The sequence below is a fragment of the Bradyrhizobium genosp. SA-4 str. CB756 genome (assembly GCF_000473125.1).
Classification (GTDB): Bacteria; Pseudomonadota; Alphaproteobacteria; order Rhizobiales; family Xanthobacteraceae; genus Bradyrhizobium; species Bradyrhizobium arachidis.
In genome coordinates this window covers 5,790,356-5,803,970 of the sequence record NZ_KI421499.1, presented here as the reverse complement: position 1 = coordinate 5,803,970, position 13,615 = coordinate 5,790,356, and the positions used below count along the sequence as shown (strand labels likewise).

At 57.7% G+C, this 13,615-nt stretch carries 8 protein-coding genes; 3 read left to right on the top strand and 5 right to left on the bottom strand.

The genetic code is table 11. From position 1 onward, the window contains the following. Positions 1-327 precede the first annotated feature (327 nt). Positions 328-1,773 carry an NEL-type E3 ubiquitin ligase domain-containing protein gene (locus tag BRAGE_RS0128225; RefSeq protein WP_231164283.1) on the top strand — a complete coding sequence of 482 codons (1,446 nt, stop codon included), beginning with the start codon at positions 328-330 and terminating at the stop codon, positions 1,771-1,773. A gap of 568 nt (positions 1,774-2,341) precedes the next feature. On the opposite strand, the gene BRAGE_RS0128220 is transcribed toward BRAGE_RS0128225, so the two are convergent. Then, positions 2,342-3,799, bottom strand: a complete 1,458-nt coding sequence (locus BRAGE_RS0128220) for a hypothetical protein (RefSeq protein ID WP_027562270.1) — start codon at positions 3,797-3,799, stop codon at positions 2,342-2,344. A 590-nt stretch (positions 3,800-4,389) separates the two neighbouring features. On the opposite strand from BRAGE_RS0128220, the gene BRAGE_RS0128215 reads away from it, so the two are divergent. Continuing rightward, a complete protein-coding gene (locus tag BRAGE_RS0128215) occupies positions 4,390-5,115 on the top strand; it encodes a hypothetical protein (RefSeq protein ID WP_027562269.1) in 726 nt (241 codons plus the stop codon). Between the two features lie 180 nt (positions 5,116-5,295). Here the strand turns inward: BRAGE_RS0128215 and BRAGE_RS0128210 are convergent, their stop codons facing one another. The 4 genes from BRAGE_RS0128210 to BRAGE_RS49405 all read right to left on the bottom strand — a co-directional run bounded on the left by BRAGE_RS0128210 (position 5,296) and on the right by BRAGE_RS49405 (position 11,613). Continuing rightward, positions 5,296-6,834 carry a tyrosinase family protein gene (locus BRAGE_RS0128210; protein ID WP_027562268.1) on the bottom strand — a complete coding sequence of 513 codons (1,539 nt, stop codon included), beginning with the start codon at positions 6,832-6,834 and terminating at the stop codon, positions 5,296-5,298. Between the two features lie 132 nt (positions 6,835-6,966). After that, positions 6,967-8,109 carry a hypothetical protein gene (locus BRAGE_RS49415; protein WP_035730126.1) on the bottom strand — a complete coding sequence of 381 codons (1,143 nt, stop codon included), beginning with the start codon at positions 8,107-8,109 and terminating at the stop codon, positions 6,967-6,969. 2 nt (positions 8,110-8,111) lie between these two features. Further along, positions 8,112-9,170: an NAD(P)/FAD-dependent oxidoreductase gene (locus BRAGE_RS49410; protein WP_051378082.1), complete on the bottom strand. Its 1,059-nt coding sequence runs from the start codon at positions 9,168-9,170 to the stop codon at positions 8,112-8,114. Then, positions 9,154-11,613, bottom strand: coding sequence for a hypothetical protein (locus tag BRAGE_RS49405; RefSeq protein ID WP_063617206.1), 2,460 nt, complete (start codon positions 11,611-11,613; stop codon positions 9,154-9,156). The genes BRAGE_RS49410 and BRAGE_RS49405 overlap by 17 nt, the downstream gene beginning before the upstream one ends. Before the next feature lie 962 nt (positions 11,614-12,575). Here BRAGE_RS49405 and BRAGE_RS54870 point away from each other — a divergent pair. Beyond that, entirely contained in the window at positions 12,576-12,914 is a 339-nt protein-coding gene (locus tag BRAGE_RS54870) for a hypothetical protein (protein ID WP_141263198.1), read from the top strand. The last annotated feature ends 701 nt before the right edge of the window (positions 12,915-13,615 follow it).

The window sequence follows — 13,615 nt, the reverse complement described above, 5'->3', positions numbered from 1 at the left end:
GACCTCGTCTCATCGCAGGACAGCGCCCTGGCGAGCTGGGCAGCGGAAGAGGGGCAGGGCGAAGGCGAGAATAGGCAAGAGGGGGTCCGCCGGACGAGGGCATGGCGGGACGAGGGTGATGTCAGAGACGAGCTGAATTTGTCGTCATTGTCCCTGACTGCCTTGCCAGCCTCACTCCTGCCCAGGCTGCGAACCCTCAATGTCATCGGTAACCAGTTGAGCAGTCTGCCGGCCCAGCTTCCGGGCGGGCTCCGGGACCTCTACGCTTCTGACAACCGGCTGACTAGTCTGCCCGCCCTTCCGAGCAGGCTCCGGCACCTCCACCTCATGGCCAACGAGCTGGCCAGCCTGCCGGCAGCGCTGCCGTCCAGGCTCCGCAGCTTGACCGTCGATGGCAACCAACTGACCGATCTGCCCGCCCTTCCGGCAACGATCGAGGAGTTCTCCGCCTGCAATAACCAGCTGACCCGTCTGCCCGACCTTCCTGCCAGGCTCCGCCGCCTGGATGTCAGCGAAAATCAGCTGACGAGCCTGCCCGATCTTCCGGCAAGGCTGCGGTACCTGGACGCAGGCGACAACCAGCTGACAAGCCTGCCCGACATTCCGGCCAGACTTCGATACCTGGACGTCAGCGAAAATCGGCTGACCAATCTGCCCGAGACACTCCCCGTCAGCCTTGAAATGCTCGGCGCCAGTAACAACCAGCTGACCGGCCTGCCCGCGACCGTGCTGACGCAGCTCGGCAGCGCGTCCAGCATCGACCTGCGGTCTAACCCGATACCGGCCCCGGTGCTGACCGATTTGGCGACAGCCACGCGCGGCGCGGACTATGCCGGCCCGCAGGTCTTCCTGTCGATGTCGCTACAACCAATGGAACACCAGTCGCGGCCCCTGCACGAGGTTGTCGCGGACTGGCTCGCGGACCAGCCTGGCGCAGCGGACGCGTGGCAGGGCTTCGCCGCAGAGCCGGGTGCGCAGGACTTCGCTCTGTTTCTCGAAAGACTTGCGGGCACCGTAAACTATGGTCATCAGGCGTTCCGCGACCTGGTGGCCGAGAATCTGCTACAGGCCGCGATGAGGCCGCGACTGCGCAAGCAGTTTTTCGAGCTGGCCAATGAAGCGACTGCGTCCTGCGAGGATCGCATCACTTTGACCTGGAACGGCATGCAGACCGCACGCCTGAACGCTGATGTCAAAGATGGGCTCTATGACAATCGGCTCGACCAACTGCTCCAACATGGCCGTGTCATGTTTCGTTTGGGGGCGCTTGACGACATCGCACGCGAGACGGTCAGCTCGCTTCGGCGTGCCGACCCGCAGGCCAATATCGACGAGATCGAGGTCTATCTTGCCTTTCAGACCCAGCTACGGGATCGGCTGGAACTGCGTCACATCGCTCCGGATATGCGCTTCTTGAATCTCTCTGACGTCACTCCGGAGGACGTTGCCAGGGCTGAGACGTCGGTGCGGCAACAGGAAGCGACGGGCTTGGAGGATTTTCTAGCAACGAGCTGGGAGCCTTGGGATACGGTGGTGAGGCGAATCGCCTCCGATGATCATGCCGCTATGCAGGACCGGCTTGCCGATGCGCTGGAAGATGAGTTTCCGACGCGCTTGAACGAGCGGCTCGCGGAGCATGGCCTGACGGATGATGTCGATGCCCGGCGGGTGGTCGGAGCACAGATCCTCAGCGAAATCGCACGTGAGATCAAGGGCGAGCTGATGCACAAGGTTCTCCGGGAGCACGGCCTCGAGCCCAGATCGATGCAATAGCCGGAAGCCGTCATGCCTATGGGCGCTATGATCCCGGTTTGCTCTCCCGGTAATACTTCAAGGATATCAAAGGGCCTTCATCGCTCTGGTTTGCGGTTACCTTGTTGAGACTGCTGATCTTCAGGACTCTTAATCAGCGGGTTCGAGCCACGGCGCCCCAAACCAAATATCCCAATATTGTCAGTAGCTTATTTGGTGTGATCCTTTCCCGGAGAAACTTAAGGAAAATTCTTGGGGCAAGCCTGGGTCGCAATGCCTCGACATCCCTTCGCAGCGATCTAGCTTCGATCGAACAACATCGCGCCGACGTGATTGTCACGCTGTCGCAGGACAAACTGTCGTCACGGTTTCGCCAGCGCGTGAGAGTATCGTTTAGACAAATCGAGGATGTGTGCTTAGCCGCACACAACCTCTAACAAACAGGGGTTAACCCCTTGGTAGCGCGTTGACTTGTAGAGTCGAGGTCGCCACATTCGAGGTGAATCGAGACAAGCCCAAACGGGCTTACCCTCCGGTTCGAACATGAAGGTGCTATATGGCTCGTCGTCCTATCTTCCCTTGGTAGTATTCATAGGTGCAGTTTGCGCCGCCACCCGTGAGCCTGATAGAGCTCGCAGTAACCATGCCCAGCCTCCCCGGATGACAGCAGCAGCTTCGATGCCTCCCAAATGAGGTCGAGTCCGTCATCGAGCTTGCTGTCGTCCCCGAACACCACCAGATAGGCGCCCTTCGTATTCAAATACGCCGTGCGCTCGAATTTGTCGATGAAAGGCTCAATTCCAGTAAGTAGCGCCGCAACCTCCTGTTCAGCGTCCTTGTCGAGTTTCGGCCGATCTAGGCAAACTTCGGTGACGTAGTTAGCCAGGTTGTTGGCCAACACCGCAGTCCGCTCGTCGATCGGATTCTCGGCCAAAAATCGTCGCAGGATGGCGATCGCGTCCGAGACCCGATTGGTCTGGTACAGTGCCGAGCTTTCGATCCATACCTGCATGATCGGCTCAGCGACCCCCTGATCGCGCTCTTCCTTCTTCCAGGCATCGATCGCGTCGTCGATCCGCGGGTCGAGGATGCCGTCGTCTCGGTAGGATGCCAACGCAACCGTCAGCTTCAAGCGGTCCTTTGCATTGACGCCGACCTCTTCGAGGCGCTCGATTGCCGCGAGGAGGTCCGCCAAGTCCGCATCGCGCGCCGCGCACGTTGAAAGGTGGACATGGTCCATCTTGATGCGTGCGATCAACCCATCATAAGCCGCACTGCCCTCCGGCGAGCTGATGCGATGGCGGGTGAGCTTGGACATCAGCTCCAACCTCGCATCGCGCCGCTTGGAATGCATCAGTTGTACCCTCGATAGAATCGAGTCGCGCAGCGTCTGGCTTTGCACCTCGATCGCCTGAAGGCTTTCGCCGAAGCTTTCCATCAGAGCTTTCAGTCGCGGGTCCAGGTCGCCGATGGGCTTATAGGTCAGATCGTGAGTCTTAGCGCCCCACGCATCGTGAAGCATGGTCTTGACCTGTATCTCCACCCTCAATCTTTCCGTATCGACCGATTTGTACCCGATGCGAAGATGGGTGGCGTGGTATCCGCGATCCTTATGAATCTTGCTGATCTTCCCGTCGCTGAACTTGTCCAGGAACAAGCCTTCCTTCTTGGCTTCCGACGAGAAGACCTGGATGAACGCGTTGATCTGGTCCGGATAGAAGACTACGACCGTCATTCCGACCATGTCGGCGATGTTGTCGATCCGAAAGTTGGCGTCCGCAGCCCGGCCTTCTATCAGTTTGTGGATGATCTTCGCGCGGTCCTTAAACTCCTCGCCGCCTTGCTTCTTTGCGCGCGTGTACGCGTCGGCGATGAGAATGCCTTTGGAGCCGCGGCGGATGGTTTCCACCACGTCGCTCGCTTTCTCGAGGATGTCGAGATACCGGCGCGAGTTCGTCTTCAAGTATTTGTCGACGGCGTCCCGCGCTTCCTCGTAGGTCATCGAAAGCGTCACCTTGCCGATGGCGTTTTCCCTGGCCTTTTTCATCTCAAGTCACTCCTTCGTCGAACCGCGAGATCAAAATGAGAGCCGAGCTGCGCTACACGAGCTCTTGTTACGCAACTTACTTAAGCGGCCGATAGTGCCGGAACGGGCGCCGGGCTTATGGTTCGACCGAAAGGACGATCAAAACCTTCAAACCAAGAGAGCCGCCCTTTCAAAAGGCCGCCGAGCGGCCGTATTTCGCTAACTGCTTCATCGAAATGCCTCCTGAACGTTCGACATTGAAGCCTGGTGCGAATCCGGCCCCGCCGCCCAGGCGCTTCAGGTCGGCTCTCTCCTGCGGATCACATGGAGAGCAGATCCGCTCTCCAATCCGCCTGCAGCAGCTACTTGATCTTTGTCCCCATCTACGGCGCTCCCCGTGCATTGGTCGTGGCTCCTCCCGCTGGTCGCAAGAATGCCAAGTGGTCCGCGCGCGGGTCAATTTCGATTAGAGGGGTCAATTAGTTGGGTTGCTTCGTTTCGTACCCAAAGTTGTGCCGTACGAAAATTTCGAGTAATTTGACATTCCCGTAAATTTGTACCCAATTTGCGCTCCCGCATCATTTCTGCATTTTTTTCTCCCGGAATTCGGCATGGATATCGAGCTCTACACACGTGAGCGTTTGCATACTGCGATCGAACGAATGCGAAAATCGACGGAAGAACTCAATCGCGTCCTGGCGATACTGAATGAAAATAACGCTAGGACTCTCAAGGACGATCTCGAGAATTTTGAGAACCGAATTGCCGGCAGAAGACTCAATCAAGCCTACGTGCAAGCCGTCTGTAACGCCTTTTACGTCACGACGAAATCGAAGCTGCATTCGGCATTGCTCGAGGCGGTCGTGGCCGAGCCGACGTCGCAGAAGCTTCTCGACAACATGATCGGAAAATACGAGGCTTATTGGCCCGCGAGCAACGACAAGTTCGACAAGTTTCCGATGGAGATCTCATACGCCGACGACACTTACACCGTGTCGGATCGTACCATCGGAAAAAGCAAGATTCAGTTCGGGCATTCGGGCTTCGCCTTTTTGATCAGGAAGCGGGTTCACGTAGTTGAACCGGTCGAAAGCGGTCTCCGTTCTATGATTTTCCATTACGAGGAAATGCCTGCAAAAAACCCTGTCAAAGGGATCATAACGAACATATTGGACGCCGGATCAGAGGACTTGAGAGCTGGGGAGCAGATCTTCTCCGCGCACTTCATTGCATTCCATGAGAATGACACCACGCATTTTGGACAGCGGATTCAGCCGAAGCGGTTAAATGAACTACTGCACCATGCGCGCAATCGAACCGGCGTCATTAGGGTTTAAGGGGCGCCCCTTTCGGCCCGATATGACCAAGCTTGCGTTTGCGCGGGCCGCGGCTTCCTCTTCCTGGTCGCTACTTCTTCAGCACCATCTTGATGCTAGGTTCTCGCAACGCCCCGGGAATTAGGATCACCTGCTCCATCCGAAACATGTTTGGACGATTTTTTCGGACTTTAACGTCCCTTACCGATCCTGCGCGAGAACGGAGATGCTCGTGATCCTTAACGGGCTTCCTTGGAGATTCGGCCGGCCCGTACCGATGCTTTGCGTGAGCGCGACGGGCACGAAGGTGACGGCCGGAGACGCGGAATCGACAACTGTCGGGTCCTGAATCGTGAAATCTTGAAAGACCTCGTCGTCATGGTGTGCATGGACGAATAGATGTACGGAGCCAAGAAAACTCGGATCAGTGCGTTTCAACTCCCCGCTTGGAGCCGCGCGGGTCAGGTGAACATCGAAGCCGACGATCGGCAGTCTATTCAAGCCCGTTATCGAAATTCGGAGCAATAATCGTTTCTGAGAACGGTCGAAGGAGGCCGATCGCAACGCATCAAGCGTTCGAGAAGGAAATACGATCGTTGTGTTCTGAGCCGATCCCGCCTCGATTCTCGAATCGAGAGTCGCGACCGCCTGAGTAGACTTTATTCTCGACGCCGTTCCGCTGTCTGCCACCACTAGCGCCGCGGGAAAGGAGGGTAAGGGAAGGGGCATGCTGGACAGGTCTTCGTACTTGAACTTCACGCCGAGCGCTCGGTGATCGAAGTAGGATTTCCGCGGTTCGTTGATGCAGTTTCCCTTCGCATCGAAAAAGAACCATGGCCTCTCCATGAACCAAGAGGCGTCTGGAAGGGTACCCCACTTCTTGCCTGGCATGACGCTCCATTGAGTCCATATCCAATCGATATTGGTATGATGCACCGGAAAGATCGGATCGAAGCCCGCGGTCGGCGGTTGCGCCATGGCGCCAAGCGCATCGACCTCTATCTCATGGCCATTCTGGTCATGGCCAACCGCAGCTCCGGGAATGATTCCCCCGACAACACGATGAATGTTGTCGTGAGGCCGGCTCTCGAGCAGTCCCCGCGTTCCAGGGTTGTTGTCCGCTATTCCCCCTCCGATACCGGTATCCTCTGTGGTACCGAAGAAGATGTCCGTGGCCAGAGCAGAAGTGTTGTCGACGACAGCGTCGGACAGCTCCAGCAGCGGCATGTTCGGTATTAGGGGATGTTCGTAGTAGGTCAGGTAGAAGTCGCGTTCCTTCATGAATAGCGGGTTTATGTTGTCATCGGCGTCGTTGCCGGTATTGCCGTCCAGATGCTGTACTCCAAATGCCTTCGGAAATTTCCGGTTCGTGCTCGGGCCATAATTCCAATAGGGAAGCGAAAAGTTGCTGTCGCCGGTATGCTCCCGCAGAATTTGTTCGAAGTGGAACGTGTAGGCCCGGTGCCACGGTAGAAAGTCCGCGGAATGCTGCCCGAAGTGAGGACATTGGTTCCAGTACTTCTGATCGACCTGCGCCACTCCAGGATCCTGGTCTAAGGCCGCCTTGTAGTATTTGTAACCTAGGTCCGCAGGATCCAGCTGGACGCCGTGGATCGCGGCTTGAAAGAACCAACTCAATGGATCGGACGGTTTCCTTTTCTTCATCTCCCTGACGCCGCGTCTCAAGGAGTCGAGCAGGCTCGCGGTCTCGACGAATTCTTCGAGGGGCATGCGCGGCATGACCGAGCTCGGATTCGGCGTAATTCCTACTGTGCAAGCCGCAGCGACGGATCGTATAGAGCCTCCCCCAGCCGCGAACGCTCCTGCAAACTTCATCAAGTCTCTACGCGATATGCTCAAAGCGATGTACTCCTAGGCGATGACGACCCGGTTGTTTAGCAGCGCGACATCAAAATGAATGAATTTGTCTATTGTGACGCGATCACTGCCGGCGCCGTCCACGGTCACGTCATAAATCGGAGGCGTTCCGTCACGACGGATCAAGGGGTCTGGTGGCGGTTGCCTGTATGCGCCCGACGGCGGCAGGTAGGCGAGGTGATAGGCATTGTCGACGAAAGCGACTTTGCGCAGGACCTTTGGAGAGACGTCTACGATGCGCTTTTCTGGAATTAGAATTCCAGCCGTGCCGTCGAACCTGGTCGGTTCCCAGAACGCGGGCACATCCTTCAATTTTGCGACTGAATGGAAGCTTGGCGCACCTATGATGTGATGGTCCATGAATACGTCGTCGGCATCGCCATAGACGAGATATCTCAGGCCGAGAGGATAGCTGGCGTCCGGGTCGAACTGATGGAAATGCAGGACCCGGTCGATCCGGACCGGAATGTTCTCCTCCAGGCCAGGGACGGCGATCCCGTCAGGGCTTTCGGGAGGATAATATTCGACCGATGCTTGCGGCAGATCCTTTATGGTCCCGTCGCCGATATCGACGAGTGAGAGATGATCGTGAAATATTTGGACTTTGCCGGCACCGAATGACGAGGCCCTGAGCTTGTCGTAGATGTCGCGGTGCTTCTGCTCGACGAAGCTGCTGCGCAGAATGACTTGAAAGCGGTGACGATCGTCGGCGATCACGGGCGTATGGGACATGTACAGTTTTGTCCCCGATCGGCCTCCGGTCACAAAGCCATGAAAATGGAAGAGATTGTGCCCTCCATGTCCCGGCATATCGTGCCCGGGCATGTCGTGATGTCCGCCATCCATTTGCGCGGGCTGCGGCAATTTTGCGCCGCGAGCGACAACCTCGATTTCGCCGGTCATGTCCGCGTGATATCGGCATAGATAGGGAAATTTCCCTGGTTTTCCAAACCAGACCGGACTGGAGACCTCGCCTGTCGCAAGAGGACCGACATTGAAGTAGAAACTGGCGTCGGGAGCGGTCTCGACGGTGTGTGGTACAGCGTCGAGATTTCTCCAGACGACGAAATCGTCCGCTTCGATCGCCGCCGGAGCGAAAACATGATTCCGAATATCGACGATTTTGGTCTTTGTCATAGCTATGCCCCTGCCTCCGACTGGTGATGTTCACGGGTACTGCTTGATCGATCCCACGTTGCGTCCAATCTGAGGTACATCTCGGTTAGTGCGGAGGTATCGCGCCTCCACCATTCTGCCATCCAACCGCGGTAGAGCTGCGCAGCCTCATCTGGACCGACCCTGCCTTTGATCGCTGCAGCCGCCTGGTACGTCGCCATGATGCCGCTCATCATGGCCCGCAAAATTCCGTGGCCTGCGGCTGGATCCAATTGAAAAGCTGCGTCCCCGACAAGAAAGAAGCCGGGGCCCGAGTATGCATCGGCTCGCTTCCAAGTAACGTCGGCTCCGCGGGTCGGGCTCACGTCCGCGAGCGCAGCGAGCGCAGTCGGCTTAACCGGGCGAGCGGAAGCACCGGGGAGAGCCAAGCTGACCCAGGCAAGGGTATCGTCCGATACGCGGGCGATCCATTGCCAGCCGCTCTGGTCGCCCTTGATCGAGGGGGAGCCGAAGTCTCTTAGATCGTCAACTCGACAATATCCGTAACGAGCTAACAGGCGCGGCGATAGGACGTCTACTCGCGAGGGGTAGCTCTTTCGAAACCAATTGCCGTTCCCGGAGGCGTCGATCACAAAGGGCGCCTCGAGAGGGCCGGAGTCGGTCTCTACTCCGACCACCTCCTGGTCGCGCACAATGGGACGAAGTGCACGACAGGGGCGCCGCACATCCGCGCTCAACGTTTCCGCCCGCTCTATGAGGACAGCATCCAATTTGTCTCTGAAGATGTGAAACCCGCTGGCCGCCGCCAGTGGTATCGACCCTCGATCGCTCGATCGGGCGGTGCTCCACTCGACTTGAATGGATCCGTAGCGACCGCCGATAGCGTGTTCGAACGCCTCTCTGACGCCGAGCTGCTCCAGTATCGAAGCGGCGCCGCTATGCAACGTTTCACCGGGTCTACGCCGCGGCTGACCGTCGGCCTCAATGACGATGACGGTCAGCCCCGATTGGCGCGCATGTATCGCCGCCGCCGATCCGGCCGGCCCCCCGCCGACCACTATAATGTCAGCGTCGGACTTCATTGGCGCTCCAATCGCCCGCCGAATCTTTGGTCAATACGAGCGTCGGATCGGCGAAGAGAAGCTTGAGCGATCCAAAGTTGACCAACACCTTCTTGAAATCGGTCGGGTCGGCGGCTCCGCGATCGGCATGGTCAAATACGAGGTAGCGGTATGTGAAATGCTTGTTTAGACGACGTCCCGTTGCCTTTTGGGCAGCCAGCAAGTCGGCGTCCGATGGATCGGCCATGCGGAAGCTGAGAACGGACCATTTGAGTTTGTCGTCGTGCGTCTCTACGCCGAGCGCTCGGTAGACAAGTCCCATGGTCAGGGTTCTGGCGACGTACTCCTCGACGGTCGTCTTTCCTATCTCGCTTATATCGAACCCTCCGCTGAGCGCCTTTTCGACATAATCCGCGTAGGCGAGGGAGGCGTATTCGACCTTTCCTTCCTTCTGCCTGAGGGTCGGCCCCCGGACCCCGTCCCATGGCGGCTTCGATCCCAGTCCGATGACTTCGTCGGTCAGCGGCGTCGCCGTTGCATAGTTCTTGCTTGGGGCAAAAGTACGAGTGATGTCCGGTGCGGCCGCAGGCCAGAACGAGCTGAGAGCCGCGCACAGTTTGCTATCCTCCATGAAGGGAGAGCCGAGCCCGTAATTGGTAAGGAACGTTACCCCCGGAGCCAGCTTTTTGCCGGTGTCTTCGGGATCCGTCTCAGACGTTCTGTCGTAAGAAACATCCCACCCCGGTGCGAAAACGCCAGCGGCTCCATCGGGAAGCATCGAAGCGCGGTGGTTGTTTACGGACTTTAGCTGGCAGAGCGCACCGTCGCCGGAGCCGAAGGGACCAACGATGGCGGTCATCGTATCGTCGTCCGGATCGAAGTTCGCGCCACTGATCTGCAGATTGGCGGCGTATCGCTGGTCGGAAAGAGCTTGGGGAAGGCCGGATCCAGGCGCGTCCCAAAGCGAGTGCATCAACGAGGGCAATACGGATTGATCAGCCCACTGCATAAGCGATGTCTGATCGACCAGGGGGAAGAAGTCGGGCGATGCGACTATCGAATAGGCCGGGATTCTGCGAGGAAGATCTAGCGCGATTTCGGGGCACTCGACGTCGATCCAACCGTCGCCGGTAAAGTCGACGTAGTGGCGGGCCCGGTACCCTCCACCCTCGACGAGCTTAATGATGTCGGGCTCGTCGTTGAGGTCTCGCTCCGATCCATCATCGGCTATCGCGTGTCGTGCGTGGAGATATTCCGGTGCCGAGCGGGCTCCGCTCGGTTGCGGAAGTAGGTTCAAGCTGGACTGATAAGCACGCCAAGATCCGCCGCTATCGGGAGTCTTCGGTACGCAAAAGGTCAGTGGCTCGCCCTTGTAGGAGGCGGGCTCGGTCAGTCGCGGGTGAGAGAAGGGTCGTAGCAGCCAACCGCCGTCGTCGGGTTCGGCCGAAAAGTCCGCGATCCCATCATGGAAAATGAACGGGGCATCGCTCAAAGCGGGCTCAGACCACCCGCCGAAGTGTCCATTGGAGAGAAACTTCAGGTGAGCTCGCCTGATCTTCTCGTTCACATGGGAAGCGGACAGCCGCACTTCGATGTCACGGTCGAGAAGGCATTCACCTCCCGAGAATAACTTGTGAAGCGGCACCCAGAAACGTCGATTGTGGTCGCCGGGCTCATCCACGCGTAGCGCTTCGGGTGCATCTTGTAAGCCGGCCCGCAGCGCGCTTCTTCCCGACGTTCCGCTCTCCTGAACGTCTCCGTCGATAAAGCGGAGAGGGCCGTGAGCGCCCTTCTTTCCTGGCACCAGACAGGCGACGTATGCGGCGTATCGACAAGGAAGTGCGCGGATACCGGTGTCCTTGTCTTTTACGAAGGGGAGAAACCCGCGTGCTGCTCCGTCGTACAGCGGCGGCTCCGTACCAATCCGAGCGATTCCAGTTCGCGCAAAGACCATGTCGGCATGCCGACCATGGACCGTCCCCAGCGCCGCCCTGTATTCGGTTGCGAAGACTACGATGGCCAGGCGGGCCCCTTGGGCTCGAGCGCGCAGATCGTCGATCGAAGGCGGCTGATGGCCGAATACGTAGTTCTCGATCGCTTCGATCTCCGTGAGGGTGGGGAATCCCTTCAGCTTCGTGAGGCGTCCGCGATGTCGAAAGCTCGTGATCCGAGGGGATGCAAAGGCGTGAAATAGGAGACTTCTGGCGGGCGCGCCCGGCTCGACGCCGCGATTGCCTTCTTGGGCGAAATCTTCGAAGCCGGGGAAGGACCGGTCTATGCGGGTTAATGGTCGCGATAGCTCGTGTGCGAGATCATCCGCGGAGAGATCGAGCCCGTGGTGCTCTAGCAGCGCCTCCCATCCGAGCGGTCCGAGACGCTCAAGAGCTGCCTTGACCCCAGAAAGCAGCTTACCCTTGGGTTTACTCGCCGTTACGACGAAGCGCCGCGTTGGGCCATTCTCCATTGATTTCCCCCAATCCACAAACAACCGCGGAAACTATGAAATGCATTGTGAAAGCAGCTCGTGCGACCAGCTCGAAAGGTGGCGCAGAAAAAAAGTTTATATTGGAGATCATAGTTGTGTTGTGCTGGATGCACAACTAAATTGTTGATGGATAGCTTTTAAGCGAGCCCATTCGGACAGCATCTCGTTCAATAGCGCGATCCCGAGCTCGATGCACTCCATGGCGCGGGTCGCGTCACCTGCAAGGCGCGGCCAAGCCATCCAAGCTCTTTTTTGAAGTACTCCTGCTGGTGCAGGAATTCCGTCTCGCCTGAAACGACTATCGTCCGGGTTCACCATGAACACCCGAACGTCGCCAGTCGCTGGATCAATCTCGCGAGCATAGCCTTGGATCGTGTTCGATCGGTCGCCTTGAATTCGCGATACAGCGACGCAAGCACGGGCCCACAGGGCCATGCCTGGAAATGCTCGCCCCACAGCCGGAACGCCGCGCGTAGCAAGGTACTACCCGTGCAGGCGGTCCACGAGGGATCGATATCGCGAATACCCTCGAGGCTCGTGCGATACAAAAATGAGTACGCAACGTGGCGGGTACGTACGCCATATGATCAACATATCGCTTCTGCGTGATAGACTAGGTTAAATACGGCGTGCTTTTCATGGCGTTAGATAGCCGTTGCAGGAGTCCGCTTTTTGTAGGGGCCGTGCTTTTTTTCGAGGTTCGCCGGTGCGGGCCGCGCCGCGCTCGCGACGGCCGAAGAGAGGTCTGATCAGCGCACCGATGAGACCTCCGAGTGTGAGACCACCCAGGACCAGAAATAGCAAATCGAGATATTGCATAGTCGCGCGTCCTGTGAAAACCGCAGTCTTAATGGCGAGTCAGGATGAATAGCTGCAGATCTTTGGCGTTTGCGCGGGATTTGTTCGAATTTTTCTGATTCGCAATCTTGATTGAGCAATGATTGCCCGATAGCCGCGCGCGCCATTCAGTCGACCTCATCGAGAATGATGTGGTTACCGTCCACGCTGTTTGTCGAACTATTTGGTTCGAACCGCATCAGTTTCCCGGTCTTCGAATAGCCGATCATGGCGTTGCCGCCGTGGATGAACTCGATCCTATGGATGACGAACTTACCCTCCGTCGAAAGATCGTAGCTGCCCACGCGCAAAATATTGGCGAGTGTTATCTTCCGGATGGGATCCACTTTGACCGTAACCGTACCTTCGGATTCGATCCGCGTACCGACCACAGTCTCGGTGACCGCAATGGGTTGATCGCCACTGATTTTAGCCTCGCCTGAGCTCCCCGTCTGAAATCAGAGTAAGGCACTAGCCACCGACAATTGCAGGGCCAATCGAGCATGGCACTCGGGGGCTGTAGTGCTCGAGCACTGCGAGCTGCGATCATCGATAAAAGCCGACCATGTAGCGGATTGCGACGAATGTGCCGACGGCAACTGCGGCTGTGATAGCGATTGAGAACGCTACTCGCGCCAAAAACTGGCCGGGGCTTAGTCCGTCCCATGAACTCCTTTTCATGCTTTGCGTTCTAAACTCGGATTTTGGCCTGAGGCGTCAAGGCCTTCAGTTAGGTGTGCGCGTAGATCCAGTCTCAGACCGATTGGGACAATCGACCACGATACTGACCACTCACCAGGTCGTGACCATATGCCTGTCTGCGTTGTCCATGTATTTTCGGATGTCGGCATATAGCGCCTCAGCTGTCGATGGTGCTTGGATGAACCACACGGAATCGAGGCCCATCGTCTTAGTGTGACCTAGCGTGAAATGTGATCGATCAGGTTGTGTCGCGCCTGCGTATAGTTCGCCCTATATTTGTTTAGATACCAAGTGACCAAGTACACAGCCATTACTGATTTCCATAGCTCACGTGATGCGCTCAGAATAAGCGTACCACACGCACTCTGCGAGTAATCGGCGGCAGTGGGAATACACGCGCAGCGAATCATCGCGCGCGCTCGGAGGCGGCCGTGAGTGAGCC

Excerpts from the sequence above, each read along its gene's own strand:
- BRAGE_RS49405 (WP_063617206.1), bottom strand. The coding sequence starts at position 11,613 with ATGGAGAATGGCCCAACGCGGCGCTTCGTCGTAACGGCGAGTAAACCC.
- BRAGE_RS0128215 (WP_027562269.1), top strand. The coding sequence starts at position 4,390 with ATGGATATCGAGCTCTACACACGTGAGCGTTTGCATACTGCGATCGAA.
- BRAGE_RS0128220 (WP_027562270.1), bottom strand. The coding sequence starts at position 3,799 with ATGAAAAAGGCCAGGGAAAACGCCATCGGCAAGGTGACGCTTTCGATG.
- BRAGE_RS49415 (WP_035730126.1), bottom strand. The coding sequence starts at position 8,109 with ATGACAAAGACCAAAATCGTCGATATTCGGAATCATGTTTTCGCTCCG.
- BRAGE_RS0128225 (WP_231164283.1), top strand. The coding sequence starts at position 328 with ATGGCCAACGAGCTGGCCAGCCTGCCGGCAGCGCTGCCGTCCAGGCTC.
- BRAGE_RS0128210 (WP_027562268.1), bottom strand. The coding sequence starts at position 6,834 with ATGCCGCGCATGCCCCTCGAAGAATTCGTCGAGACCGCGAGCCTGCTC.
- BRAGE_RS49410 (WP_051378082.1), bottom strand. The coding sequence starts at position 9,170 with ATGAAGTCCGACGCTGACATTATAGTGGTCGGCGGGGGGCCGGCCGGA.